Genomic DNA, 26,619 nt, shown 5'->3' on the forward strand with positions numbered 1-26,619 from the left:
CCCCGTAGGTGGCGCTCGCGCCGTATGGAACGCCGTCGAGGGGCCGAAAACACCTCCTTGCCTCCCCGCGCCCCTCCATTGAAAATGCGCATGACAAAACTACGGGTGGCCGGAAGATCTCCGGTCACCCTCGTCATGCAGAGGGGACCCCCACATGAGAAAGCCTCTCGTCGCCGCACTCTTCGCCCTGGTGATCGCCGGGGCGGGCGCGGCACCCGCGGTCGCGGCACCCGCACCCACCGCACCCGCGGCCAAGGCGGACACGAAGACGGCCGCGTCGCCCACGCTCCAGGCCGTGACCCTCGCCGGGACCGTCGCGCTGAGCAACTGTTCCGGCTCGGTCGTCCGCTTCCCGAACTCCCTGGACACCGCCCCCGCGCTGGTGCTCACCAACGGCCACTGCCTGGAGAGCGGCTTCCCGGAGCCCGGCGAGGTGATCGTCAACCGGGCGTCCAGCCGCACCTTCGGCCTGCTCAACTCCGCCGGCACCCGCGTCGCGACACTCCGGGCCAACAAGATCGCCTACTCGACGATGACCGACACGGACGCCACGATCTACCAGCTCACCACCACCTACGCGGCGATCAGGAACTCGTACGGCATCAGCGCCCTGACGGTCCAGGACACGCACCCCACCGCCGGCACCGCGATCACCGTCGCCTCCGGCTACTGGAAGCGGCTCTACAGCTGCAGCATCGACGGGTTCGTGCACACCATGAAGGAGGGCGACTGGACCTGGAAGGACTCCGTCCGCTACACCTCCGCCTGCAACACCATCGGCGGCACCTCGGGCTCGCCGGTCGTCGACCAGTCCACCGGCAAGGTCGTCGCCGTCAACAACACCGGCAACGAGGACGGCGAGAGCTGCACGGTGAACAACCCCTGCGAGGTCGACGCGAGCGGCAACGTCACCGTCCGCCAGGGCATCAACTACGCCCAGGAGACCTACCGGTTCCCGGCCTGCTTCACGACCGGCAACCAGCTCAGCCTGAGTGCGAGCGGCTGCGTCCTGCCCAAGCCGTAAGGGGGCTCAGGGAGTCCTCCGCACCGCACGCCCCGCCAGTACGTCCGTCCGCCGGCCGTCCTCGATGACGAAACGGCCGTCGACCAGGACGTACGGGATGCCCGTCGGCAGCACCCGGGGATTCTCGAAGGTCGAGCCCGCCGCGACCGTGGCCGGGTCGAACAGCACCAGGTCCGCCCGGTGACCCTCGCGGACCAGCCCGCGGTCCGGCAGTCGCAGCCGGGCCGCCGGGCGTGCGGTGAGGTGGGCGACGCACTCCTCCAGGGACAGCACCCCCAACTCCCGTACGTACCGGCCGAGATAGTGCGGGAACGTGCCGTACGCGCGCGGGTGCGGCTTGGCGCCCTGGAGGATGCCGTCCGAGCCGCCGGTGTGCACGCGGTGCCGCATGATCGCCCGCACGTTCTCCTCGTGGCCGACGTGCTGGAGGATCGTCGACCCGAGCCGGTCCTCGAGGAGGAGCCGGCGGGTGGTGACCCAGGGAGCCTCGCCGCGCAGATCGGCGGACTCCTGGACGGTACGGCCGACGTGGTCGGTCAGCCGGGGATCCGTCACGCCGGAGATCTCGATCGTGTCCCACTCCACGGGCACCCCGTGGCAGCCGTCGGCACCGACGACCTCCAGGTGGTGCCGGATGCGCCCCGCGGTCTCCTCGTCCGTCAGCCGCTTCAGGACCTCCCGCGGGCCGCCCTCGCTCGCCCAGCTCGGCAGCAGCGCGGCCAGCGTGGTGGAGCCCGGCGTGTAGGGGTACGTGTCGAGGCTGATGTCGGCTCCGTCGGCGAGCGCGTCGTCCAGGAGGGACAGCAACTCGGGCGCGCGGCCCTTGTTCACGCCGAAGTTCATGGTGGCGTGGGCGAGATGGAGCGGACAGCCGGCTTCCCGGGTGAGCGTCACCATCTCCTCGTACGCCCGCAGGGCCCCGGCCCCGTACGAGCGGTGGTGCGGGCAGTAGTAGCCGCCGTACGACGCCACCACCCGGCACAGCTCCGTCAGTTCGGCGCCCTTGGCGTACATGCCGGGGGTGTACGTGAGGCCCGACGACATGCCGACCGCCCCCTGCTCCATCCCCTCCGCCACCGACCGCCGCATCCGGTCCAGCTCCTGAGGCGTCGCCTCGCGGTCCTCCCACCCGACGGCGAGCGCCCGGACCGTGCCCTGGGGAATGAGGTACGCCGCGTTCACGGCGATGCCCCGTCCTTCGAAACCGAAGTCGAGCCGGTCGAGGTACTCGCCGACCGACCGCCAGTCGAAGTCGATGTCGTCGCCGTCGCCGTTCCAGCCGGTGATCGCGCGGCGGACCTCGGCGAGTGTGCGGTCGTCCACCGGCGCGTACGACAGCCCGTCCTGGCCGAGGACTTCGAGGGTGACGCCCTGCGCGGCCTTGGCGCTGTGGTCGGGGTCGCGGAGCAGGGCGAGGTCGCTGTGGGCGTGCATGTCGATGAAGCCGGGCGAGAGGGCGAGACCCTCGGCGTCCAGCTCGCGGCGCGCCTTGGGGCGTTGACAGCCGGCCGCCGCGGCCTCCTGGACGATCGACGCGATCCGGCCGTGGTCGATCACCACATCGGCGCGGTACGAGGGGCCGCCGGAGCCGTCCACGACGTCCGCGTCCCGGATGACGAGCTCTTCCACGCCGGACCTCCTAGAAGAACGTACGGATGTAGTCGACGACCGTGCCGTCCGCCTCCGCGACCGGGATCAGCGGCCACTTGTCGAAGGACGTGCACGGGTGGGACAGCCCGAGGCCCAGCCAGTCGCCGACCTCCAGGTCCGCGTCCGGGGCCGTCCGCAGCCAGGCGTGCTGGTCGGACAGGGCCGTCACCTCGATGCCGGTGGCCGGACGCTCGACGCCGTTCCGGCGGACCACCTGGGCGAAGGGCAGATCGAGGTCGTACGCCGCGTCCCGCTTGCCCGCGTTCACGAAGGCCTGCTCGGCGGAGGGCCGGGACACCACCTGCGTCCAGAGCCGGAAGGCGGGCTCCAGGGCACCCTCCTCGGGGACCCGGTTGAAGGGGGTGATCTTGCGGTAGTGGCCGTCGTCGTGCGAGACGTAGGCGCCCGAGCGCAGCACCTTCAGTACGGGGGCGGAGAGTTCGGGAACCTCCGCGAAGACGTCGGCGACCGCGTCGAACCAGGCGCTGCCGCCCGCGCTGACGACGATCTCGTCGGTGTGCGTGAACCGGCCCGCCTCGTCGAAGTCCACGGCGAGCGCGATCAGCCGCCGCAGCCACGCGTGCACCCGCTCCGGGGTGGCCTGCGGAACCTCTCCCTCGTAGCCCGCGACACCGACGAGTCGCAGGGTCCGCGCCCCCGCCACGGCGTCCGCGACCGCCGCGCACTCCGCCTCCGTGCGGACCCCGGTGCGGGCGCCCTCACCGGCGGCGAGCTCGACCACGACGTCCACGGGGCGGCGGGCTCCGTGCAGAGCCGCGTCCATCAGCTCGACGCCGCGTACGGAGTCGACGTAGCAGATGAGACGGAAGTCGTCGTCGGAGTCGAGCTCGGCGGAGATCCAGCGCAGGGCGGCCGGGTCGACCAGCTCGTTGGCGAGGAAGACCCGCCGGATGCCGAACGCCCGGGCCACCCGCACCTGATGCGGCACCGCGAGCGTGATGCCCCACGCCCCGTGCTCGATCTGGCGCTGGAAGAGCTGGGGGGCCATGGACGTCTTGCCGTGCGGGGCGAAGGCGAGGCCGTGCCGGGTCGCGTACGTCTCCATGAGTCCGAGGTTGTGCGCCAGGCGCTCGGCGGACAGAGCCAGTACGGGGGTCGCGAAGCCGTCGGTGAAGAGGTTGCGGCGCCGGGCGGCCAGTTCGCCGACGGTGAGGCCGTCGGCGTCCGGGGGGAGGCCCTTGAAACGGTGGTCGACGCGTTCCGCTGCCAGGCGGGCGAGTGCTTCGCTGGCCATGGAGCCTCCCTGATCAGGTGCGTTGCGTACGCGTTGCGCATACTGCAACGCTCATTGCGTATATCGCTTACCGCTGTCTAACATCTCGGCCAACGCGGGGTCAACGGAGCCGCCGACCGCGAACGAGGTTCAGGAGCTACGACGATCGTGACCATCAGCGGACCCCGCAATGCCCCCGACGTCGTGGACGTCGTCGCGCTCGGCGAGTCCATGGTCACCTTCCTGCCCTCCCGACCGGGCCGCCTCGCCGACGTCCCCTCCTTCGACCGGGCCATCGGCGGAGCGGAGTCCAACCTCGCGTGCGTGCTGGCGGCCGCGGGGCACTCCGTGCGATGGGTCAGCCGGGTCGGCGCGGACGCCTTCGGCGCCCACCTGACCGACACGATCGGGGAGTACGGCGTCGACGTCTCCGCCGTGCACCGGGACCCGGCCCGGCCCACCGGCATCTACTTCCGCACGGCGGGGGACCGGTCCACCGACGCCCACGAGGTGGCGTACTACCGGGCGGGGTCGGCGGCCTCGGCGATGACGGTGGACAACGTGGACCCGGTGCCGGTGCGGGCGGGCCGGATACTCCACCTGTCGGGGATCACGGCGGCCCTGTCCGAGGGCTGCCTGACGCTGCTGCGCGAGCTGACCGCCCGACGGCCCGGCCGCCCCCTGGTCTCCTTCGACGTCAACCACCGCGCCGGCCTGTGGCAGGACACCGAGGGACCGCGGGTCCTGCTGGAGCTGGCACGCGGCGCCGACATCGTGTTCGTCGGGGAGGACGAGGCGGAGGAGGCGTGGGGGGTCACAGGCGGACCGCCGGCGATCCGATCCCTGCTGCCGGAACCTGCCGTGCTGGTGGTCAAGGAGGGAGCGCGGGGGGCGACGGTGTTCGAACGCGGGGGCGGAAGCGGGGACGAGGTAGCGCGTGATGCCCAGCTTCCTCTGCCTGCGGGCGAGCGTGCCGCCCAGCTCCCTTTGCCTGCGGGGGAGGGTGGCGTTCAGTCGTTCCGTGCGTCCGCGGGGGAGGGTGGCGTTCAGTCGTTCCGTGCGTCCGCGGGGGAGGGTGGCGTTCAGTCGGCCCGTTCACCCGCGGATGCGAGTGGCGCCCGGTCGGCCGAAGGCGATGCCTCGTGCGCGTCGGGCCGCGCGACCCAGCCCTCGGCAGCGGCCGTGGCCGGCGTAGTGCCGGCCGAGTCGGCCCCGCCTCGTCTCTCCGCCCCGTGTGACGCCCTCTCGGACCGTTCACCCGCGGATGCGAGTGGCGCCCGGTCGGCCGAAGGCGATGCCTCGTACGCGTCGGGCCGCGCGGCCCAGCCCTCGGCAGCGCCGGCCGGGTCGACCCCGGCTCACCGCTCCGTCCCCGACACCGTCACCTTCGTCCCCGCTCTCGATGTCGACGTGGTCGCACCCACCGGTGCCGGTGACGCCTTCGCCGCCGGATTCCTCTCCGCCACCCTGCGCGGACTGGCGCTGAGGGTCCGCCTGAGGCACGGCCACCTCTGGGCCGCCGCCACCCTCACCGCCCCCGGCGACCTCGCACCGCCTCCCACCCGCGACCACGCCGACGGCCTGGCCGGTCTCGACGACGACGCGTGGGGGAGACTTCGACTCGGCCCCGGCTGGACACAGGCCGCACAGCGGGCCGAGGAGGAGGTACGTACGCCATGAGCCAGACCGTCGACCGCGCGCTGAACATCCTGCCGCTGCTCGCCGAGGGCCCCGCCGACCTGGGGCAGGTCGCCGACCGCCTCGGAGTGCACAAGTCCACCGCCCTGCGCCTCCTCCGCACCCTGCACGAGCACGGCATGGTCTACCGCCAGTCCGACCAGCGCTACCGCCTCGGCGCCCGCCTCATCGCGCTCGCCCAGGAGGCGATGGAGAACCTCGACATCCGCGAGATCGCCCACCCGCACCTGGTACGCCTCAACGAACAGTGCGGACACACCGTCCACCTCGCGGTCCACGAGGACGACGAGGTCCTCTACATCGACAAGGTGGAGAGCCGGTACCCGGTGCGGATGTACTCGCGGATCGGCAAGCCCGTCGCCATCACCGTCGCCGCCGTGGCGAAGCTCCTCCTCGCCGACCGGCCCGAACCCGAGCGCCGCGCCCTCGCCGACAAGCTCGACTACCCCATGTACACGGCCCGTTCGACCCCCAACGCCCCCGCATTCCTGAGGGAGTTGGACAAGGTCCGCGAACAGGGCTGGGCCACCGACCTCGGTGGCCACGAGGAGTCCATCAACTGCGTCGCCGCGCCGATCCGCGGCGCCGACGGCCGGGTCGTCGCCGCGATGTCGGTCTCCGCGCCGAACGTCGTCGTCACCGCCGACGAACTCCTCACCCTGCTGCCGCTGGTCCGCCGCGTCGCGGATGCGATCAGCGGCGAGTACTCCGGCAGATCCCCCGTCAAGGAAGCCACCTCATGACCGAGAAGACCGCGCTCACCCCGAAGACCCACACCACCCCGCCCGCGAAGTTCTCCCACGGCGTGAAGAAGGGCAACATCCTCCAGGTCGCCGGCCAGGTCGGCTTCCTGCCCGCCGAGGCGGGCAAGCCGCCCACGCCCGCCGGCCCGACCCTGCGCGAACAGACCCTCCAGACCCTCGCCAACGTCAAGGCGATCCTGGAGGAGGGCGGCGCGAGCTGGGACGACGTGATGATGATCCGCGTCTATCTGACGGACGTGGACCACTTCGCCGAGATGAACGCCATCTACAACACCTACTTCGAGGAGCAGGCCCTCACCGCTCCGCCCGCGGCCCGCACGACGGTCTACGTCGGCCTTCCCGCCGGGCTCCTCGTCGAGATCGACGCACTCGCCGTCCTGGGCTAGGCCCCGGACCCGGCTGACAGCCCCTCAACTCCCGCACCCCGTACACGGCATGGCGCCCAACGACCCGACGGGCGCCGTGCCGCGATCCCCCCTGCCCGAAAGCAGTATGTACTTACCCAGAGGACCCCCCAATGTCCTATCCGCTCGCCGCGTCCACCGCCCCCGAAACCCCACCCCACACCGGAGGCCTGCTCCTCGTCATGGACGGTACGGCGGGTCTCCTGACCGTCGCCGCCCTCGGCATCGGTCTTCTGCTGTTCCTGATCATCAAGGTCCGCCTCCAGCCCTTCGTCGCCCTCCTCGCCGTCTCCATAGCCGTCGGCCTGCTCGCCGGTCTGTCGGTCACCGAACTCTTCGGCACGGTCCAGCGGTCCGACGCCGTCTCCACCATCGAGTCCGGCATGGGCGGCATCCTCGGCCATGTCGCGATCATCATCGGCCTCGGCACCATGCTCGGCGCGATCCTCGAAGTCAGCGGCGGCGCGGAGGTGTTGGCGTCCCGCCTCCTGAACCTCTTCGGCGAGAGGCGGGCGCCGCTCGCCATGGGCCTGACCGGCCTGATCTTCGGCATCCCGGTCTTCTTCGACGTCGGCATCTTCGTCCTCGCGCCGATCGTGTACGCGGCGGCGAAGCGCTCCGGCAAGTCGATCCTGCTCTACTGCCTGCCGCTGCTCGCCGGTCTGTCGATGACCCACGCCTTCCTGCCGCCCCACCCCGGCCCGGTCGCGGCCGCCGGGCTCCTCCACGTCGACCTCGGCTGGGTCATCCTGATGGGCATCGTCTGCGGCATCCCGGCCGTGCTGGCCGCCTGGGCGTACTCGGCGTGGATCGGCCGCCGCATCTTCGTCGCCGTACCGCAGGACATGGTGGAGGCGGCGGCGGAAGCCAGGCTCGCCGTGGTCAACGAGCAGCGCGCGTCGGGCGTGGAGCCGCAGGAGACTCCGGTACCGCTCGGCACGGTCCTCGGCATCATCGGTACGCCGCTGGTGCTGATCCTCGCGGCCACCTTCTCGTCGATCGCGCTGGACCCCTCCACCGGCCGCTCGGTGATCGAGTTCTTCGGCAGTCCGTTCGTGGCCCTGACGATCGCCCTGCTCCTCGCGTACTACCTGCTCGGCATCCGCCGCGGCTGGTCCCGCAAGTCCCTGGAGACGGTGTCCACGGCGTCGTTGAAGCCCGTCGGCAACATCCTGCTGGTCGTCGGCGCGGGCGGCGTCTTCGGCGCCGTCCTCAAGGCCAGCGGCGTCGCCCAGGCACTCTCCGACACCTTCAACGACGTCGGCCTCCCGGTGATCGCCCTCTCCTACCTGATCTCCGTGGTCCTGCGCGTCGCCCAGGGCTCGGCGACGGTCGCCATCGTCACCACGGCCGGCATCGTGGCCCCCCTGCTCGCCGAGGGCGACCACTCCCAGGCCTTCGTGGCCCTGGTCATCATGGCCATCTCGGCCGGCTCGATCTTCGCCTCGCACGTCAACGACGGCGGCTTCTGGATGGTGGCGAAGTACTTCGGCATCAGCGAGCGGGACACCCTGAAGACGTGGACCGTGCTGGAGACGGTTCTGTCGGTGGCGGGGTTCGTGGTGGCGGCGGTGCTGAGCGTGTTCGTGTAGGCGTCTGATAACGAAAATGGGGCTGGCTGTGTCCGACACAGGATCGTCGACCATACTGCCCGCTGTGGAGCAGCGCATAGGTTCGAGCAGCCAGCCCCTGGAAGGCGCCGGATTCGACCCGGCATTCATCCCCGGGCTCACCTCACCCGCGTCCGGCGAGCCGGCGGATGTCGATCCGGCGGACGCCAAGTCGAAGGGCGCCAAGTCGACGGAGGCCGTGGAGACGGAGGCCGTGGAGACGGAGGAAGCCGCCCCCGGGGGGACGGCAGACGTCGACGAGCCGGAGGAGTCCGAGGACTCCGAGAGGTCAGAAGAGGCCGAGGAGGCCGGACAGGCCCCCGACGGCCCGGTCTTCGAGGCCTCCGACCGCCGCGCGAAGATCGTCGCCGACCACCGGGGCGTCCGCCTGACCCTCGACGACCAGCAGTGCGAGTTCCGCTGGGACGAGATCGGCGCGGTCGAGACGGAGTCCCCCCGCTTCGGCAAGCGGTTCACCATCACGGTCCACACTCCTGACCGCCGCTGGTACCCGATCGAGATCGAGGCGACGGCCAGGAGCCGGTTCACCGAGTGGGAGTCACAGCTGGACGCGGTACTGGACGCCTACTTCGAGGAAGACGCGGCATAGGGGCACGGGAGAACCGCGCGCCTAGCCGCAGTACTGCGTCTCCTTGCCGATGGACCGGTACATGCAGTCCGAGTTCTCCAGCAGCTGCAGCACCGCGTCCCGGTTCCGCGCGGTCTCCCGCTCGATGACCTCGTCGGGCGGGTAGAAGCCCCCACCCGCACTGGACGACGGATACATCTCGAACGTGTATCCGAAGATCTTGTGCGTACCCCACAGGTAGTCGTCGATCGACCCGTCGGTGATGTACAGGTCGCTGGACTGCTCCGGCGTATAGCCGTTGCTCGCGGCCATCTTCTGCCCGATGGCCGCGAAGGCGTTCCGGTCGTCGGCCGTCATCCCGGTGGTCGTGTTCGCCGTGGTGTACCCGAAGGGCCACAGCACCAGTTCGCTGTACGTGTGGAAGTCGATGCCCGCCTTGATCTGCTGGACCCCGCCGACCACCCGGCTGCGCACGAAGTCGGCGACGACCTTGACCTCGGGCGCCGACTCGGCGGCGGTGCCCCGGTACGTCTCGGAGGACGTCGAGCCCGACGAGCCGCCGCAGCAGCCCCACCGATAGGCCCAGTTCCGGTTCATGTCCGTACCGACGTACGACGAGCCGCTGTTGGGCTGCCGGTTCTTGCGCCACGAGCGGTAGGACCCGGTGGCGATGTCGTACTCGCCGCCGTCCGGGTTGAGGTCGGGCACGATCCAGATCTCGCGGTTGTTCACCATGCTGGTGATCCGGGAGTCGGAGCCGTAGCCCGCCCCGAGCTCGCGGATCAGGTACAGCGCCATCTCCACGGTCAGGTGCTCGCGCGCGTGCTGGTGGTGGGTGAACAGCACCTCGGGCTCGGACTCGTCCGTCGCCACGTTGTCGCTGATCTTGATCGCGACGATGTCCCGGCCCTGGTACGACTTCCCGATCACGCGCCTGCTCATGATGTTCGGGTAGGCCGAGAGGCGCGTGGTGATCTCCGAGTTCATCTCGGCGTAGTTGTGGTAACGCGAGTCGGCCGAGGGGAAGTCGAGGAGCCGTACGTCGTCCTCGCCGTTCGACCGGTCCGGCACCGCGCCCGACGGGGTGACGTCGTACCCGAGTTGCTTCAGCTTCTTGACCTGGTCGGCGCGGCCGGAGATGTAGACGGAGTGGTCGTCGGCGTCGTCCACGGTCACGCCGGATTGCTGGAGTGCCGTACGGGACGCGGAGTCGGAGTGCAGGTGCACCTCGTACTGGCGGATGTCGTCGGCCGAGGGGGCCGCCTTCCGGGCGCTGTCGGCGTTCGCGGACAGCGGGGCCGCGAGGGCGAGGGCGAGAACGGCGGCGAGAGCGGCGTACCGTCTGCCGCCGCGGGTGCCCGAGCCTCGTGTGCGAAGTCGCATGAAGTCTCCTGGTTTCTCCGGGAATTCCGGGATCTCCGGAAGTGGGGAGTGGAGCGGGGGGGGGGGGGTGGTTCAGCGACGAGCTGGTGCGGGTGTGCCGCTCATCGTCCGTGCGTGGCATGAGCAGGTCAAGAGTGAATAAAGACGCGATGGCGCGAACTGTTCGGCGCGAAAAGCCGTGCAGTGTACGCGGATTGCCGTCCGGTGGGGCGGACCCCGGTGAAGTGCACTCGCGGGTGTGACCGTCGCGTGCATATATGCCGGGCTTCGGGACAAGGTGAGGCATCACCGAAACCCCCAGAGGACTGGCTGATCATGGGCGGATCAGCGCCACGACGGGACTGTCACCTGCCGGTCGAGACGACCAGCTTCGTCGACCGGCGCCGTGAACAGGCCGACGGCCGCGAGCTGTTGGCCCGAGCACGGCTGGTCACACTGACCGGGCCCGGCGGCGTCGGCAAGACCCGCCTCGCCGCACGCATCGCGGCCCGCGTCGAGCGCGCCTTCCCGGACGGTGTGCGCTTCGTGCACCTGGCCGGCCTCGACGACCCCGCGCTCGTCCCGCTCGCCGCCGCCGACGCCCTCGGCCTGCACGACCACTCCGCCCGACCACCGCTGAACGCCCTCGTCGAACACGTACGGGACCGGCGCCTCCTCCTCGTCGTCGACAACTGCGAACACCTCCTGCCCGCCTGCGCCGACCTCGCCGCCGCCCTCCTGCGCGGCACCCCCGGCGTCCGCGTCCTCGCCACCAGCCGGCACCGCCTCGGCCTCACCGAGGAACACCTGCTGGAGGTCAGACCGTTGCCCGTCCCCGACCCCGACGGCGACCTCTCCGCCGCCGACGGCTACCCGGCCCTCGCCCTCTTCGCCGACCGCGCCGCCGCCGTCGCCCCTGGCTTCCGGCTCACCGCCGCCAACCGGGCCGCCGTGGCCCGCCTGTGCCGCCGCCTCGACGGCCTCCCGCTCGCCATCGAACTCGCCGCCGTCCGCATGCGCGTCCTCAGCGTCGAACAGCTCCTGGAACGCCTCGACGACCGCTACCGCCTCCTGTCCGCCGGCAGCCCCGCCGTCCTGCCCCGTCACCAGACACTGCGTGCGGCGATCGACTGGAGCCACGAACTGTGCACCGAACGGGAGCAGTTGGTCTGGGCCCGGCTGTCGGTCTGCGCCGGCGGCTTCGACCTGGAGACGGCCGAGGTGGTCTGCGCCGACGGCGAGCGGATCCGGTCGTACGACGTCCTCGAAGCGGTCGCGGGCCTCGTCGACAAGTCCGTACTGTGCCGCGAGCCCGGCCCGGACGGCGTGCGCTACCGCCTCCTGGACACCCTGCGCCACTACGGTCTGGACGAACTACGGCAGTCGGCCGGCGAGGAGCCCGCCACCCGCCTCCGCCACCGGGACCGCATGCAGGCCGTCGCCGCCGCCTGCGAGCGGGCGTGGTTCGGTCCCGGCCAACGGGATGTCGTCGCCCGGCTCCGCGCCGACCAGGACAACCTGCGGGCGGCGCTGGAGCACAGCCTCACGGCGCCGGGGGAGGCGCTCGCCGGACTCCGGCTCGCCGGCACCCTCTGGTTCTACTGGCACGCCTGCGGCGCCCCCCGCGAGGGCCGCTACTGGCTCGATCGCGCCCTCGACGCCAACCCCGAGCCCACCCGCGAACGGGCCCGTGGCCTGTGGGTCGCCGGACTGCTCGCCGGGTGCCCCGAAGACCTCACCCGGGGCCTGCGCAGAGCCGAGGAGGCGCACGCCCTGGCGGGCAGCCTCGGTGACGGCGCCGAGGCCGCCCACGCCGACTACGTCATCGGCGTCATCCGGCTCTTCAGCGGAGACCTCCCCGCCGCCCTGGCCCACTTCGAGGCCTGCGTCGCCCGTGGCCGCGTCGCCGGTCAGCACCTCAGCCTCGTCGGCCTCGACCAGGTCGAACTCGCCTGCGCCCTCGGCTTCCTGGGACAGGCGGACCGTGCGGTCGTGGTCTGTCACCGGGCCCTTCGACTCTGCGAGGAACACGGCGAGGAGTGGGTGCGCTCCTACGTCCTGCGGATACTCGCCCTCGCTCACACCGTGAAGCGCGACTGGCCACGCGCCGAACGGCACGCCCGCGAGGCCCTCCGCCTCAAACTCGCCGTCCACGACGTCATCGGCATCGCCCTCACCCTCGACCTGGCCGCCCTCATCGCCACGCAGGGCGGCGCCCACGAACGCGCGGCCGTCCTCCTCGGCGGCGCCGACCGCGTCTGGACCGCCGTCGACCGCGACCGCTGGGGCGCCCAGACCCTGATCACCACCCGCCTCGACAGCGAACGCCGTGCCCTCGACGCGATCGGCCGGTCCCCCTTCCGACAGGCCTACGACCGCGGCGCCGGCCTCGACCTCGCCGAGATCGTCGGCTACGCCCTCCAGGAACCCGGCCTCCCCGCACACCCGCCCGCCACACCACCGTCGAACGGCGCCCCCGAAATCCGCCTCACCCGCCGCGAGACCCAGGTCGCCGAACTCGTCGCCGAAGGACTCGCCAACCAGCAGATCGCCGACCGCCTGGTGATCGCCCGCCGCACCGCCGAAGGCCATGTGGAACGCATCCTCAGCAAACTCGGCTTCAACAACCGCAGCCAGATCGCCACCTGGGTCACAGCCCAACGCTGACGACCCACGCCGTCACCCCGAGCGCCCTCGGCGCGGCACGGGTGGGAGTGGCGGCACCCCGTCAGCGGGATGCCGTCGCGCCCCCGGGGCCGTGCGCGCCGCGCAGATCGCCGGCGCGGCATGGGTGGGCGTGGCGGCCCCCCCGTCAGCGGGATGCCGTCGGCCCGAGCGCCGCCGGGGTTGTGCGCGCCGCGCAGATCGCCGGCGCGGCCATGCCGCCGAAGTCGTACCCGCAGAACCGCCGGCGCGGCCATGCCGCCGTAGCTGCGGGCAGTCGTGCCGCTGGGGCGGCACGGGTGGGCGCAGCGGCACCCCGTCAGCGCCGGACTGCGCCACCCACCCCCCCAGCCCCCACCCACCGCACCCGTCACACCAACCGCACGAAAGGGAAGGACCCCCGTGACCCACCAACGCACCCCCACCCCCACCACGAGCCCCTTCGACCACCGCATGACCGCCTTCGGTGCCGACGACGATTTCCTCGCCACCGCCCTCCCCTTCCTCGCAGAAGGCCTCGCCGCGACCGACGAACCCCCACCCGTCGCCATCGTCGCCCCCGACAAACTGAGCCTCCTGCACGACGCCCTCGGCAGTGACGCCGCGAACGTCGGCCTCATCCCGCACACCGACTGGTACACGGGATCGGCAGCCAACGCCGTCGCGCAGGGCGCCGGTTACCTCGCCGCACACGCCGGCCCCGGCGGCCGCGTCCACCTCCTCATGGAACCCGTGTGGAACGGCCGGGCCGGCCGCTCCCCGCGCGAGACCGCCGAGTGGATCCGGTACGAGGCCCTCGCCAACCTCCTCTTCGCCCCGTTCGCGACCACCGCCCTGTGCGCCTACGACACCCGCACCGCTGGCCCCGCCATCGTCGGCGCGGCCCGCCGGGCCCACCCCGACACCGGCGCCTACGAGGACCCGGCACGCATCGCCGCCGAGCTGGACGCCGTACCACTGCCGCCGCCCCCGGCCGACGCGGAGCCGCTCGCGCGGCCGGACGCCGAAGTCGTACGGCAGCGGGCGCGGGCGCGTGGACTGGCCGTCGCGGACGCGGAGTTGTTCGCCGAGTCGGTCACCGCCGCGGCGGCCGCCGTCGGCTCGGTCACCGCCACCCTCCTGTGGGGCGAGGCCCCGTCCTGCGTGTGCGAACTGCGATCCGCCCGCCGCGTCGACGACCCCCTCGCCGGCTTCGTCCCGCCACCCACCGGCGAGCTCGAACCCGCGCAGGGACTGTGGTTCGCCCGCCAGGTGTGCGCCTACGTGGACGTCCGCGACGAGGATGCCGGGACGACGGTCCGCCTTCAGTACGCGTAGCCACACGGCCGTAGCAGCCGTAGCAGCCGTACCAGCCGTACCAGCCGTACCAGCCGTAGCAGCCGTACCAGCCGAAGTAGCTGTAGCAGCCGAAGCAGCCGTAGTAGCTGTAGCACCGTAGTAATTGTGGCCGCCGTCACAGGTACGCAATCGGGTAGTCCTCCCCGTCTCCCGGCCGGCCGGGGAGGACACCCTGAAAGCATGCTGCAACTCTCCGGGGGAGCCCTCCCGGACCCCGACCCCAGATACGGCGCCTACCCCCAACCCCCCCTGGGAGCAGGTCATCTGAGCGTCGAGTACGACCCCCGCCCCACCGCCGTCCGCGAGGCCCGCGCCGAGGTCCGCAGGCAGCTGGAGGGATGGGGCCTGGCGGACCGGGAGGAGGTGCTGGACGCGGCGGAGCTCCTGGTGAGCGAACTGGCCACCAACGCCCTGCTGCACTCCGCGAGCCGCTTCCGGCTCACGCTGACCGCCGCCCACGGAGTGCTGCGCTGCGAGGTCGCCGACTTCGGCCGCCGCACTCCGCAGGTGCTCGCCGCGGGCGCCTCGGAAAGCGGCCGAGGAATGTTCCTGGTGAATGCGCTCGCCCTGCGCTGGGGCTGCCACCAGGACGGGCCGGGCAAGACCGTCTGGTTCGAGCTCGGCACGTGCGGGTCCGACGGCTGCGGTCGGCGACAGCCGTAGCACTCGCGAGTTCCGGACGCCCCGGAGTTCAGGAGGCCCGGGACGACCGTGCCGGGCTGCCCGCCCCGGAACCACAGCCCCGGCCTCCAGTGGCACGCCCAGCCGCCGGCGCCCGCCCTCCTGAACACCCGCTTTCCTTCACCGCACGCCCCCTTGTGCCCTCGCCCGCTTTACGCTTTCTTGATCGGCATGGCGGACACCACGGACAACACAACGACAGGGAAAGCCACCTCAGGACCCCGCAAGTCCAGTTGGAAGTACATCGGCCCCGGAATCGTCGTCGCCGCGACCGGCGTCGGCGCCGGCGACCTCGTCGCCACGCTCATCGCGGGCAGCAACTTCGGGTACACCCTTCTGTGGGCCGCCGTCATCGGCTGCCTGGTCAAGATCTCCCTCGCCGAGGCGGCGGGCCGCTGGCACCTGTCCACCGGCCGTACCCTCTTCGACGGCTGGGCGAGCCTCGGCCGCTGGACGACATGGTTCTTCGTCGCCTACGTCGTGATCTGGGGCTTCGTGTACGGCGCGGCGGCGATGTCGTCCAGCGCCCTCCCGCTCCAGGCGCTGTTCCCCGACGTGATGGACCTCAAGTGGTGGGGCGTCGCGTGCGGCCTGGTCGGCCTCGTGTTCGTCTGGTTCAACAAGTACGACGTCTTCGAGAAGGTCATGACGGTCCTGGTGGGCGTCATGTTCGTGGTGACGGTCTACCTGGCGATCCGCGTCACCCCGAACCTGGGCCACGCCTTCGCCGGCCTCCTGCCGGTCCTCCCCGACGAGAAGGACTCCATCCTCAACACCCTCGGCCTGATCGGCGGCGTCGGCGGCACCATCACGCTGGCCGCGTACGGCTACTGGGTCAACGCCAAGGGCTGGACCAACACGGGCTGGATGAAGGTGATGCGCCTGGACAACCGCGTCGCCTACGCCACCACCGGCATCTTCGTCGTCTCGATGCTCTTCGTGGGAGCGGAGCTCCTCCACTCGGCCAATGTCGCCATCGCGAGCGGCGACAAGGGCCTGATCCAGCTCAGCGACATCCTGGAGGACAAGTACGGCACGGCGACCGCCAAGTTCTTCCTGATCGGCTTCTTCGCCACCTCCTTCACCTCCCTGATCGGCGTATGGCACGGCGTGAGCCTGATGTTCGCGGACTTCGTGGCCCGCTACCGCTCCGACAGGGCGGCGGCGGCATCCGGCGACGAGGGGACGTCGGGCGAGGCGGCCGCCTCCGGGGAGAAGGTCGCGTCGGGCGAGCGCGAGAAGTCCTGGCCCTTCCGCGCGTACCTGCTCTGGCTGACGTTCCCGCCGATCGTGCTGCTCTTCCAGGGCCAGCCGTTCCGCCTGATCATCCTCTACGGCGTGCTCGGCGCCGCCTTCCTCCCCTTCCTGGCGGGCACGCTGATCTGGCTGCTGAACTCGGCCCGCACCCCGCGGGAGTGGCGCAACGGCCCCGTGAGCAACGGCATGCTGGCGATCGCCGGCCTGCTGTTCCTGGTCCTGTGCGTGAAGCAGGTCTGGGACCAGCCGTGGTCGGAGTTCTTCTAGCGGCTAGCGGAGCGCGTTCCACTTCGGGCTGAGGGCGATGGCCCTCAGCTGCGCGATCGTGAGGGCGGGCGTCGCGCGGGTCGCGTCGCTGTTCTGGTCGCCGGCGTTGAAGGCGCTGATCACGACCCGCCTGCCGTCCGCCCTCATGGTGTCGGCGGTCCACATGACGACCCCCGACCCGGCCTTCTCGCCGGGCCCCTGCCGGATGGTCACGCGGGTGCCGTTCGGCAGTGTCTCGGAGCCGGAGCCGTAGAGGTCGCCCGAGACGTCCCGCATGTCGGGCTGGACGTTGATCTGGACGAAGCTCCTGCCCTTGCCGTCGTCGACGACGAGGTAGGCGTACTCGGTGTCCTGACCGCCCTTGGCGACCACCTTGACGCCCTTGGGAAGCAGGCCGGTGAGGGTCTGGCTGATGGCGTCGCCGTCGACACTCGCCGGAGCGGCCACGGGCGCCGAGGGCTCGGGCTTCGCCGCGTCCTCGGGCATGGCGTCGACGGCCTGCCGCCACACCCCGGCCGACGCCAGCTCCGTCAACTGGGCCTTCGACAACGGCGGGTTCGGCCTGCTGATCGGCGCGTCCTTCTCGGCCGCGGAGTTCCACTCGCTCACCGTGACGTACTGCCCGTCAGGCGTCACCAGGTCCGCGGTCCACAGCTTGGTGTCGACCCGCCGGTCGGAATACTCGTACCCCTGGAAGATCTTGAGCAGCGACCCGTCCGCCAGCCTGCTGGAACTGCAGCTGTCGTACGGAACCTGCTCCTTGTCCGGGCACTCGGCCACCTCACGGGCTCGATCGCTCCCGGGCTCGATCCGGTCCAGGCCGAGAGACACGCTCGCGGCGCCCTTGCCGTCGTCGAACACGACACGTGCGTACGGCGGCAGATCCTCGTTCGTGCCGCGTGCGTCCGACTCGCCGAACTGGCCCTCGGGAAGCAGCTCCTGGAGCGTACGGATCATGTCGGCCCGGGACATGGGCCGGGGCGTGGCGGTGGGGCTCGCGGTGGCGGTGGGCCCGGTGGCGACGGAGCGCTGTTCCTGTTCCTGGGAGCCTTCACCGGGCAGGAGCATCAGCCCGCCCACGCCGACGAGCGTGAGACTCGCCGCCCCGCCCACGACCGCGGCCCGGCGGCGCAGCCGCAGCCGCCGGCCGCGCGCATGCCCGGCGGCGGCGAGCGCGGCGCCGTCGGGGTGGAAGGTGTGTCCGACCTGACGCAGCGCGGTGCCGAGCCGGTCCTCGAAGGGGTCGCTGTGCTGTTCGACGGGCATGGCAAACCACCGTTTCGGCGTGGTTGGAGGTGTGGGTAGGTCTCGGTAGGTCTTGTGGATCCGCGTGTCAGGGTCTGACGTACTCGGCGAGGTCCTCGCCGAGCAGCTCACGCAGTCTCCCCAGAGCCCGGGTGCAACGGGTCCGTACGGCGGCCGAGCTGGCGTTCATCGCGTCGGCGGTCTCCTCTATCGACCGGTCCTCCCAGTAGCGCAGGACGACCACCGCCCGGTCCTTGGCGGGCAGCCGCGCCAGCGCCTCCAGCAGCGTCAGCCGCAGCGAGACGTCCCCGGGAGCACCGTCGGGCCGGTCGGGCAGCACGTCGGTGGCCCGCTCGGTACTGCTGCGGCGCCGCTGGTGGGTGAGGAAGGTACGGGTGAGGACGGTCTGCGCGTACCCGGCGGGGTTGCCGACGCGGGCCACCCGGTGCCAGCTGATGTAGAGCCGCCCCAGGGTCTCCTGCACCAGGTCCTCGGCAAGATACGTGTCCCCCGCGGTGAGCAGACACGCGGACCGGTACAGATGCGCCGCACGCGCCGCGGCGAACTCCGCGTACTGATCCGCCAGGACCTTCCTCATGTGCTCCCCCTGCTCCGTGCCCCGACCCTGCCCTCACCTCATTGACGCGGTGGACCCCGCGAAATGTTTCATGCCGCCCTTCGGGCCTGCTCGGCGGCAGCGTCTGTGGGGGCATGGGGGCATCGACGGGTAGGTTGCCGGGGACCCCACGGTGAGGCGCGAGGAGTACACGGACCATGAACGACGCGGCGTACGGCCCCCAGCCTCCCTACGGCCCCCAGCCTCCCTACGGCCCCCAGCCGCCGTACGGCCATCAGCCCCCGCAGCCGCCCGCACCCCCGGGCTTCGGCCCACCGCCACCGCAGTACGGGTACGCGCCGCCGCCCCAGCCCACCCCCACCGGCCCGGAGTTCCTCGCGGTCCATCGCCACAGCTCGATCGCGGTCGACGCGTCGGGTGTCTACCTCGAGATCAACGGCCACGAGGCCGAATTCCCCTGGCCCGAGATCCGCAGCGTCCACTACAAGGCGAGCCCCTCCGGCAAGTCCCTCATGATGGCCGTCGTCCACCTCGACGGCACGATGTACGAGTGCGTCGTGGACGCGAAGCCGAGGGAGCTGTTGGGGGAGTGGTTCGCGCAGTTGGCGGCGGTGCTGGGGTATTACCGGCCGATGGGGTAGGCCGCCGGGGCGGGCGGGTGCAGCGCCACGGCCTGCGACACCGCCGCCGCGCAGCCCTCCGCGTCGTGGCCTGCGTCTGCCGTGCCTGTGAAGGGACGGGACTGGGGCTTCGGCGAAGCACGCGAACCCGGCGGCGGAACGCGCATGTGGGCGACCCTGCCGAGGACGAGCGCCGCGTCGTACGGACGGGCTACCGGAAGGGGATGTTGAGCCAGGGGCTCCCGGGGTCGGACATCAGGATGCGGTGAGCGCTGACCATGTCCTGATACCAGCTTCCGAACTCCTCGTCGTCGAAGTGGAGGCACCGCCCGAGGATGTATCCGGCGGAGAATTCCTGCCACGACCTGTACGACCGTGCCGCAGTCCGACCGGCCTTGATGACGACGGCCTCGGCCTCCTCCAAGCTCCCGAACCGGGCGCCGAGCCCCCACCGGGCCATCTTGGAGGCCCGCCCGAGGTCCCACGCGTCGACAGAGCTGACGTACCGGCCCTCGTCCAGCACCCCGTCCGCACGCATCCGTGCCTCATACCGGGTGACACGCCCGATGAGCCGCTGCACGCCCTCGATGCGGGCCTCCGTCTCCGCTGCGGGAAGCGGATCGACCTGGGTGACACCATCGGCGGTGACCACGGTCGAGCCGGCGTCCCTGCCGCGAATGACGTTGGCGGCGGCCTGACGCCAATACCCGACGTCGACGTGTCCACCGAAGTCGCGCGCGATGGTCCGGCGCAGGGTGAGCGCGAACTCCCATACAGAGCTGTGTGATGCACAGTCAATGAGCCTCCGCAGGGCGGAAAGCCATTCATCCCGATCGGTGATGCCCCACCACTCGCGGAGTCGCTTGCGCTCGTTGGGATAGCCGGTGCCGTGCCAGGCCATGGCGTTCCACCAGGAACCGTTGGTGACACAAAGGAGGGCGCCGCAGGCAAGGCCGTGGGCGACGGGGCCGTGCAGCGGACCGCCGACGCTGAGCGTGCGCAGACGCAAGGAGGGTTCTGGATCGCCTTCACTTCGTGAGTACTGTGCCCAGGCTGCGGACTGCGGCGGCGCGGCGGGGAGGAACGCCTCGCACGGGCTGCCGGGATTGATCACGATCACCGGCGGATCGGTCGGCAGCCACACCCGGGCGAACCACTTGAGGGTGTTCCAGTTGAAAACCCGGTTCGGCTCCGGTGCGGGAAGCATTCCCGCGGTGTAGACGGCCCAGATCGGACCGCCGGCTCGCGGATCATGCCCGAACACCGGGTACGTCCCACTTGCTCCGGCATCCACCTTGTCCCGCCACACCTCGAAGAACAGCCGGTTCTCCGCGAGGGTGGCGAAGTACGCCGCCCAGTCCCCACGCGACTTGGCGTCGAGCAGCGTCTGCTCGACGTCGCTCGGTGCGGTCCAGGCCGGTGATATCGGAGGTCCGAAACCTGGAGGTGGAGGGCCGAAAGACATAGGAACATCCTCAGGAATCTGTGCCGAATTCTGCGTCCAGACGTTCGCGCCAGTCTTCATGCTCCAGCCCAGAATTCGTCAAAATATCTCGAATGTCCTCGCGGGCGATTTGTGCCGCCAGCAAGAACCTGTCCACTTTGCCCTGACCGTGAATTAGTGTGGCTGCTGCGATCCTTTCCGCGCCACCAACTCCTCTATCGTAATCGTTTACGATCTCGAAAAGGATTTCTTCGACGGCTTGTCGATCTTCACCGGTGTAATCCTGGGCGATTCGCCGTTTAATGCGAGGGGTTAGTTCCACTCTTCATCCTTTGTCTTGCTGCTGCTAGTGATCAGGGGAGAGTAGGTAGTCTCCGGAGCGAACGTATCCGGCGCTTTCGAGTTGATCAAGTTCACGCTTGAAGGGCCTCGGCGATCCGACTTCGTTATATAGATTTTCGGGCGTCGCATTGGAAGCTACGTAGACATCCCTGCCTTCGGTGATAATCTTTTGCACCCACTCGTAGTTGAGTTTTCGGCTGTAAAGCTCATCCGGCACGTTGAGAACATCATGCCCCTCCCAATCGATGGCCGCTCCAGTATCGGGTCGCCTTCCGATTACGGCAATTGGGCCATTCTTGGTAGATGGCTCCCTCTGGGCGGTATCAGGCGGGCAGTCGCCGGGAGCGAGTCCCAGATGATCTGTGGCCACCTGCGGATTGTGGATATAGGTAGCCGGATTGGGTGCGGGGGCGAGGCCGAGGGGGTCGGGGGTTAGGTAGCGGGCGGTTTCGGGGTCGTAGTGGCGGAAGTAGTTGTAGTGGAGGCCGGTTTCGGGGTCGTAGTACTGGCCGGGGAAGCGCAAAGGCGTGTAGGCCGTGCTGTTGGCCGACCAGGCGGTCGTGCCCCACAGAGTGCTGCGAGTGTGCCAGGTGATCTCGCCTTGTTCGTCGATGAGTTCACTTGGGGTCCCGACGAGGTCGGTGACGATGGCGAAGAAGCGGGAGTCGATCACTTCTTGCGGGGCGTCGGCGGCTGTGATGCGTTCGGTCTGGGCGATGGGGCGCGGGCCCTGGTGGTCCCAGGTGAGGGTGACCGGGTTCGGTAGTTGCCGGGACGTCGTCGTCTGTTCGCACAGGGTCGTGCCGTCCCAGGTGAAGTCCACGCGCTCGGCGACGGTTTCGCCGTCGGCGGCCAGGCGGAGTTTGGCCGTGCGGCGGCTGAGGGGGTCGTAGGTGTAGCGCCAGCGGGTGCCGTCCGGGGTCGTCACCGAGGTGAGGCGGTCCTCGGCGTCCCACTCGTACCGCCAGGTGTCCGGCTTGCGGGACAGGCGGGTCTTCTGGCGCAGGGTGATGCGGCCGAGGGAATCGTGTTCGTAGCGGACGTGGCCCGCTCGGGTGATGCGGGTTCCCGAGTATTCGCGCGTGCCGGTCGCCTCCGCGCCGGGGTGAGCCTCCGGCCAGGATGCCGAGGTCTGGTTGCCCGCGGCGTCGTAGGCGTATGTCTCCGTCCAGTTCGCGGCGTGCACGGCCGTCACCCGGCCCACCGCGTCGAGGTCGAAGCGGCGTGTGCCGGAGAGTTGGTCGTCGATGCCGGTCAGGTTGCCGTCGGCACGGTAGGTGTAGGTGCGGGACTGGACGGTACGACCGATCGCGCCCGTCACCGACTGGGTCGTCAGGCGGCCGAGTTCGTCGAAGCCGTGCTCCAGGGTGACGGTCTCGCCGATGTGGCGGGACAGTTCGCGGCCGGCCACGTCGTAGGTGAAGTCGATGGGGCGGCCGGAGGCCACCATGCCGGTGCGGCGGCCCGCCTCGTCGTACGACCATGTCGTCGCCGCACCGGTCGGTGTTCTACGGCCTGTTCGGCGGCCCAACTCGTCGTACGTGAACGTCAGTTCACGCCCGTCGACGGTCTCTGACCGTACCCGTCCGTAACGGTCCCGCAGCAACGTCAGCGTCGTACCGTCCGGGCCGGTCGCCCGGGCGAGTCGGTCGGTCATGTCGTACGCGTACGTCGTCACCTGGCCGGCCGCGTCCTTGCGTATCACCCGGCCCAACTCGTCGCGTTCGAAGGTCACGACCTCGTCGAGCGCGTTGGTGCGGGAAGCCAGGCGGTCCGCCGCGTCGTACGTGTACGTGAGTGTGCGGTCGTCGAAGTCCGTCTCCGTGACCAGACGTCCGGCCGCGTCGTAGTCGTACGTCCAGGTCAGGCCCTGCGGGTTGGTGACCTTCGTCAGCCGCAGTTCCAGGTCGTGGTCGAACTCGTAGCGCACGCCGTCCGGGCCCGTGCGGGCCGTCAGCAGGTCGAAGTGGGTGTACTCGAAGGTCGAGACCGCGCCCATCGGGTCCGTGTGGCTGGTGCAGTTGTCCTCGCCGTCGTAGGTCCAGGTCTCGGTCGTGCCGTCCGGTGCCGTGCGGCGGGAGAGGTGGCCTTCGGTCGTCCACTCCAGGCGGGTCACCGCACCCGTCGGGTCCGTGATCGCGACGGGGCGGCCGAAGTCGTCGCGTTCGTAGCGCGTGACCGCGCCCAGTGGGTTGGTGATCTGGAGGGGGAGGCCTGCGCGATCGCATACGACGGTTGTCGTGTGGCCCAGTGGGTCGGTCACCGAGGTCAGGTGGCCCGCCTCGTTGTAGGTGAACTGCGTGGTCTGGCCGGAGGGGCTGGTCACCGAGGTGCGGTTGCCGCGTTCGTCGTAGGTCTGGCGGACGACCGTCCCGTCCGTCCTCACCACCTTCACCGGCAGGCCGAGCTCGTTGTACTCGGCCCTCGCCTCGCGTCCGTCGGGGCGGGTCAGGGCGAGGAGGTTGCCTGTCTCGTCGTAGCGGAACGTGGTCCGGTGGCCCAGGGGGTCGGTTCGGGACAGCAGGCGGTTGTAGCGGTCGCGTTCGAAGCGGAACACCGCGCCGAACGGGTCGGACTCGGAGACGACCTGGCAGGCGTCGTTGACGACATAGCGGTGGGTGTGGCCTGCGGCCGTGGTCGCGGTGGTCACACGCAGACCGGTGTCCGGGTCCGTCTCGTCGTAGGAGAGGCGCAGGGCCATGTGACCGTGTGTGCCGCCCTCGGCGACGCAGCGGTCCTGGTCGTCGTACTCGTAGGTGTAGGTCCGGTCGTTCGTGTCGGTCCAGGAGGTGACGCGGCCCGCCTCGTCGTACGTGAAACGCAGCGGCAGGCCCGAGGAGTTGACGACCTCGGTCAGGTTGCCGTCCGTGTAGCCGTAGCGCATCAGCACCTGGTCGGCCGCCGACAGGCGCAGGGCCGTGACCCTGCCCTCCTCCGTGGAGACCCGTACGTCGTAGCCGGCGCTGGAGACGATCCCGAGCGGGGTGCCCTGGGCGTCGTACTCGAAGGTGATCCAGTTGCCGTTGCGGTCGTCGATCTGTTCCAGGACCGCGAGGCCGGCGCCGCGGTCGGCGAAGTGCCACACGCGGCGCGTCTGCGGGTCGGTGACCGTGTAGCCGCCGTCCTCCCGGTCCAACGGCCGGCGCGGGCCGTGACTGGGGAGCGTGGGCAGGCCGGGTGCCGGGTGCGGATAGGCGAGGAGCAGCCCGTCCTCGGTGACGAGAACGACGCCCTCGGAGTCGATTTCGAGGCGCTGGTCGAGCGTCGACGTCCAGGAGGGGCCGAACCAGCGGCCGTGATGGCAACCCGATTCCACGCGGCGGCTGAAGACGAGAGGGAGAGCACCCGGCAGCGTCACGTCCGTCTGCGGCAGATACATCTTTCCGGTGGTGAGGTCCACCGGGTCCGTGAGGTCCGTCTCGACCTGTTCGCCGGGGTTGGTGGTGTCGTACTGTTCAGGGCGGGTTCTGGCCGTGTCCGTTGCGGAGTTGTCGGCGACCCCCTTCGCGTCATTGCGCGCTGTCCGCTCCGCCGCCTGTTCCAGCCCCTCCCTGACCGTGCTCCGCAGCCCGCCCCGCCCCAGCCCGGCCCCCTTGGTGCCGATCGCTTCGGGTACCAGCCGGCCGCCGAACTCCAGCGGGTCCTTCTTGAACTCCTCCCACGACGACTTCACCGCGCGTTCCGGGTGCGCGGCCGTGGAGACGAGGCCCGACAACGTCATGCTGACGTTCTGGGCGAAGGCGGCCGGGTGGGTGAGGTTGTACGGGTCTATCGGATTCAGGCCGCGGCTGAAGTTGATCAGGCCGGCGGTGCCCTTGGCCACGCCGCCCACGAAATGGTTGAGCTCGGTCTGGGCGGCGCCGAGGCCGTCGTCCCAGTCGGACTTCAGACGGTCGAGCGGCGGTGGCTCGGCGGGTGCATGGGCGCGGGCGGCGCGGACGGATGACGCGGCGGTGCCGGCGGCGTCGTTGCGCTGGCGGCGGGCCTCGCTGAGGATCTCCTTGGCGCGCGCGACGGCAGCCTTGTCATCGGCGTCCTTGCCGGCCTGGTAGAGGTTGATGGCGTCCCTGGCCTGCCCCTGCGCCCACTCGACGGTGTCCGCGTACGCCGTCAGTGCCCTGGCCGCCCTGTCGCAGGCGTCCGCCGCGTGCAGCCACTTGACCGGGTGCATGGCGAACTTCTCGCGGAAGGTCTCGGCGGCCTCGCCCTTCCAGGTCGAGGAGTCCAGCTTCCGCATGCCCTGACCCACGGTGTCGAAGGCGGTGCGGAAGTCCGTCAGGTGGGCGGCAGTCTTCCTGATGTCGGCAGGGTCGCCGTGGATCAGCTGGGCGGGCTGATCCGTGTGGCCGAGCTGCTGCTCGTCCGGGGTGGCTCCGAGGTCGGAGGCGATGCTGTCACCGGCGGCGTCGACCTTGTCGGCCCAGTCGTGGGCGCCCATGTCGTCCAGGCGGTCACTGACGGCGTTCGCACCCTTGTCGACGCCCTCGCCCATAAGCTTCTTGCCCGCGTCGAGGCCGTCCTCCAGCTTGCCCACAGCGGAGTTGGCGAGGTCCCCGATTCCCATCAGCCGGCGTTCCCGCCCTGTTCGTCCTCGGTGTCGCTCACCTCGGTCACACCGCGCAGGTCTGCCGGATTCAGCCCCGGCGGCGCGATCGTGTGCGAGGTCATGACGTCCTGGTTGGTGTCTGTCCAGCCCTGTTTGCTGTTCTCCCACGCCTGGTCGAAGGAGTCCGCGCTGTAGTCGGGGTTCGCGAGCGCGGTGTTCTCGTTCAGCTCCTGCCAGCTCATCCGCGTGACGTCGTCCTCGGTGGCGTACGGATTGCCCGCCGCGGAGTTGGCGACGATCTTCATCGCACCTTCGACATACTGATCCGTCTCGTAGTACGTGCCCGCCGAAAGCCGCACACCCTCCGCGAAGTCGTTCCCCTCCGCGACCAGTGCCCGCACTCCCCACTCCCAGCGCTCGCAGAACGACTCGAAAGCCGACGCCACCTCCCCATGCCCCAACTTCAACCCCGACAGCTGCAGTTCCGAGAACCCACGGCCGACCCCGGCGAGACTGTCGATACCGAGCTCCCTGAGCTCCTCCAAAGTCAGCGTGATGCCCTTGGCGATCTCACCCAGCCCGACGGCCTGCAGATCCTTACCGCCCCCCGCCCCGCCCACGCCCCCGCTCACCGCGACCCCTTCGCGTACATCTCCGTCGTCTCCCCATCCACAGCCGCCGCGTCCGGCACGATCCCCACCACCGGCGGGAACAGCACACCCTCGCCCCCGCTCCCCACATCCAGCGCCACCCCGCACGGAACACCCACCGCCGGAACAGCCACATCGAGCAACCGCGCGCCCAGGACCCGGCGATACGCCCACTCCCGCGAACCGTCACCCCTCGCGATGGCGAATCGCGCCAACGCCGACTCGTCAGAGAAGGCGTAGATCCAACGGATTCCGCCCTGGTCCCCGGTCAGCGGAAACCCGTCCTCCGTGACCGGTACGAGCACAGCGGTACGACGGAACTCACCGAGCAGCGCGGTGAACTCGCGGCGCCCACGGGCCACTTCCGCTTCGGATCGCGAAGTGTCCGAACCCGCCTGCGAGGAGTCCGACTGCACACGACCCTCGCCTCTTACGCCTCGATCCGTCATCTCCACGTAGTCGGACAGGCGGGATCTGGGCACGTGCCCGGCTGCCGCGTCGCTTCCCCCTGGATCCGCCACGGCGGGATCATCACACCCGCATCTTGGGGGTCGCAACGCGGTCACACTGACGAGTGATCAGGATGGCCGGTAGTCGACCTCGCCGGTGGCGGGATGCCGGACTCGGCCGTCGGGCGGGGCAGTTGAGGGTGT

21 protein-coding genes are annotated in these 26,619 nt (G+C 70.4%); 11 read left to right on the forward strand and 10 right to left on the reverse strand.

Annotated elements, in window-relative coordinates:
• The first annotated feature begins 154 nt into the window (after window positions 1-154).
• The gene (locus ACFWWR_RS15300) at window positions 155-1,024 is read left to right on the forward strand and encodes a trypsin-like serine peptidase (protein WP_383857966.1); all 870 of its coding nucleotides are present in this window, start codon (window positions 155-157) and stop codon (window positions 1,022-1,024) included.
• A gap of 6 nt (window positions 1,025-1,030) precedes the next feature.
• Here ACFWWR_RS15300 and ACFWWR_RS15305 read toward each other — a convergent pair whose 3' ends face one another.
• The gene (locus ACFWWR_RS15305) at window positions 1,031-2,653 is read right to left on the reverse strand and encodes an amidohydrolase family protein (RefSeq protein ID WP_384303604.1); all 1,623 of its coding nucleotides are present in this window, start codon (window positions 2,651-2,653) and stop codon (window positions 1,031-1,033) included.
• A gap of 10 nt (window positions 2,654-2,663) precedes the next feature.
• A complete protein-coding gene (locus tag ACFWWR_RS15310) occupies window positions 2,664-3,929 on the reverse strand; it encodes an amino acid deaminase (RefSeq protein WP_384303606.1) in 1,266 nt (421 codons plus the stop codon).
• 147 nt (window positions 3,930-4,076) lie between these two features.
• Here ACFWWR_RS15310 and ACFWWR_RS15315 point away from each other — a divergent pair, with 147 nt between their 5' ends.
• The 5 genes from ACFWWR_RS15315 (at window position 4,077) to ACFWWR_RS15335 (ending at window position 8,994) form a co-directional block, all read left to right on the forward strand.
• A complete protein-coding gene (locus tag ACFWWR_RS15315; protein WP_384303608.1) occupies window positions 4,077-5,588 on the forward strand; it encodes a PfkB family carbohydrate kinase in 1,512 nt (503 codons plus the stop codon).
• Window positions 5,585-6,349: an IclR family transcriptional regulator gene (locus tag ACFWWR_RS15320; protein WP_383857977.1), complete on the forward strand. Its 765-nt coding sequence runs from the start codon at window positions 5,585-5,587 to the stop codon at window positions 6,347-6,349. The genes ACFWWR_RS15315 and ACFWWR_RS15320 overlap by 4 nt, the downstream gene beginning before the upstream one ends.
• The gene (locus ACFWWR_RS15325) at window positions 6,346-6,756 is read left to right on the forward strand and encodes a RidA family protein (RefSeq protein ID WP_383857980.1); all 411 of its coding nucleotides are present in this window, start codon (window positions 6,346-6,348) and stop codon (window positions 6,754-6,756) included. The genes ACFWWR_RS15320 and ACFWWR_RS15325 overlap by 4 nt, the downstream gene beginning before the upstream one ends.
• A gap of 131 nt (window positions 6,757-6,887) precedes the next feature.
• A complete protein-coding gene (locus ACFWWR_RS15330; RefSeq protein WP_383857983.1) occupies window positions 6,888-8,366 on the forward strand; it encodes a GntP family permease in 1,479 nt (492 codons plus the stop codon).
• Between the two features lie 64 nt (window positions 8,367-8,430).
• Entirely contained in the window at window positions 8,431-8,994 is a 564-nt protein-coding gene (locus ACFWWR_RS15335; RefSeq protein WP_383857985.1) for a hypothetical protein, read from the forward strand.
• A gap of 21 nt (window positions 8,995-9,015) precedes the next feature.
• On the opposite strand, the gene ACFWWR_RS15340 is transcribed toward ACFWWR_RS15335, so the two are convergent.
• Window positions 9,016-10,356: a M14 family metallopeptidase gene (locus tag ACFWWR_RS15340; protein ID WP_383857987.1), complete on the reverse strand. Its 1,341-nt coding sequence runs from the start codon at window positions 10,354-10,356 to the stop codon at window positions 9,016-9,018.
• Window positions 10,357-10,671: 315 nt separating this feature from the next.
• On the opposite strand from ACFWWR_RS15340, the gene ACFWWR_RS15345 reads away from it, so the two are divergent.
• From ACFWWR_RS15345 to ACFWWR_RS15360, 4 genes are all read left to right on the forward strand, one after another.
• Window positions 10,672-13,002 (forward strand): ATP-binding protein, encoded by a 2,331-nt coding sequence (locus ACFWWR_RS15345; RefSeq protein ID WP_384303610.1) that lies wholly within the window; start codon window positions 10,672-10,674, stop codon window positions 13,000-13,002.
• A 399-nt stretch (window positions 13,003-13,401) separates the two neighbouring features.
• On the forward strand, window positions 13,402-14,316 hold the full coding sequence (locus tag ACFWWR_RS15350; RefSeq protein ID WP_384303612.1) for an anti-sigma factor RsbA family regulatory protein: 915 nt from the start codon (window positions 13,402-13,404) through the stop codon (window positions 14,314-14,316).
• A 201-nt stretch (window positions 14,317-14,517) separates the two neighbouring features.
• The gene (locus ACFWWR_RS15355; protein ID WP_217235596.1) at window positions 14,518-15,000 is read left to right on the forward strand and encodes an ATP-binding protein; all 483 of its coding nucleotides are present in this window, start codon (window positions 14,518-14,520) and stop codon (window positions 14,998-15,000) included.
• Window positions 15,001-15,189: 189 nt separating this feature from the next.
• On the forward strand, window positions 15,190-16,542 hold the full coding sequence (locus ACFWWR_RS15360) for an Nramp family divalent metal transporter (protein ID WP_383857995.1): 1,353 nt from the start codon (window positions 15,190-15,192) through the stop codon (window positions 16,540-16,542).
• A 3-nt stretch (window positions 16,543-16,545) separates the two neighbouring features.
• Here ACFWWR_RS15360 and ACFWWR_RS15365 read toward each other — a convergent pair whose 3' ends face one another.
• Together ACFWWR_RS15365 and ACFWWR_RS15370 are read right to left on the reverse strand one after the other, a co-directional pair.
• Complete coding sequence (locus ACFWWR_RS15365; RefSeq protein WP_384303614.1) at window positions 16,546-17,808, reverse strand: hypothetical protein; 1,263 nt, start codon at window positions 17,806-17,808, stop codon at window positions 16,546-16,548.
• Between the two features lie 67 nt (window positions 17,809-17,875).
• Entirely contained in the window at window positions 17,876-18,385 is a 510-nt protein-coding gene (locus tag ACFWWR_RS15370) for a SigE family RNA polymerase sigma factor (protein WP_383858000.1), read from the reverse strand.
• Between the two features lie 176 nt (window positions 18,386-18,561).
• Here ACFWWR_RS15370 and ACFWWR_RS15375 point away from each other — a divergent pair, with 176 nt between their 5' ends.
• Entirely contained in the window at window positions 18,562-19,005 is a 444-nt protein-coding gene (locus ACFWWR_RS15375; RefSeq protein ID WP_384303616.1) for a hypothetical protein, read from the forward strand.
• 190 nt (window positions 19,006-19,195) lie between these two features.
• On the opposite strand, the gene ACFWWR_RS15380 is transcribed toward ACFWWR_RS15375, so the two are convergent.
• From ACFWWR_RS15380 to ACFWWR_RS15400, 5 genes are read right to left on the reverse strand one after another with little or no spacing between them, the layout of a single operon-like run.
• Window positions 19,196-20,449, reverse strand: a complete 1,254-nt coding sequence (locus ACFWWR_RS15380; protein WP_384303618.1) for a DUF1266 domain-containing protein — start codon at window positions 20,447-20,449, stop codon at window positions 19,196-19,198.
• Window positions 20,450-20,459: 10 nt separating this feature from the next.
• Entirely contained in the window at window positions 20,460-20,750 is a 291-nt protein-coding gene (locus tag ACFWWR_RS15385; RefSeq protein ID WP_384303620.1) for a hypothetical protein, read from the reverse strand.
• 24 nt (window positions 20,751-20,774) lie between these two features.
• A complete protein-coding gene (locus tag ACFWWR_RS15390) occupies window positions 20,775-25,334 on the reverse strand; it encodes a putative T7SS-secreted protein (RefSeq protein WP_384303622.1) in 4,560 nt (1,519 codons plus the stop codon).
• Entirely contained in the window at window positions 25,334-25,948 is a 615-nt protein-coding gene (locus tag ACFWWR_RS15395; protein ID WP_384303624.1) for a hypothetical protein, read from the reverse strand. The genes ACFWWR_RS15390 and ACFWWR_RS15395 overlap by 1 nt, the downstream gene beginning before the upstream one ends.
• Complete coding sequence (locus tag ACFWWR_RS15400; RefSeq protein WP_384303718.1) at window positions 25,945-26,415, reverse strand: hypothetical protein; 471 nt, start codon at window positions 26,413-26,415, stop codon at window positions 25,945-25,947. The genes ACFWWR_RS15395 and ACFWWR_RS15400 overlap by 4 nt, the downstream gene beginning before the upstream one ends.
• Window positions 26,416-26,619 lie beyond the last annotated feature (204 nt).

This window comes from Streptomyces sp. NPDC058678 (assembly GCF_042714835.1).
GTDB lineage: Bacteria > Actinomycetota > Actinomycetes > Streptomycetales > Streptomycetaceae > Streptomyces.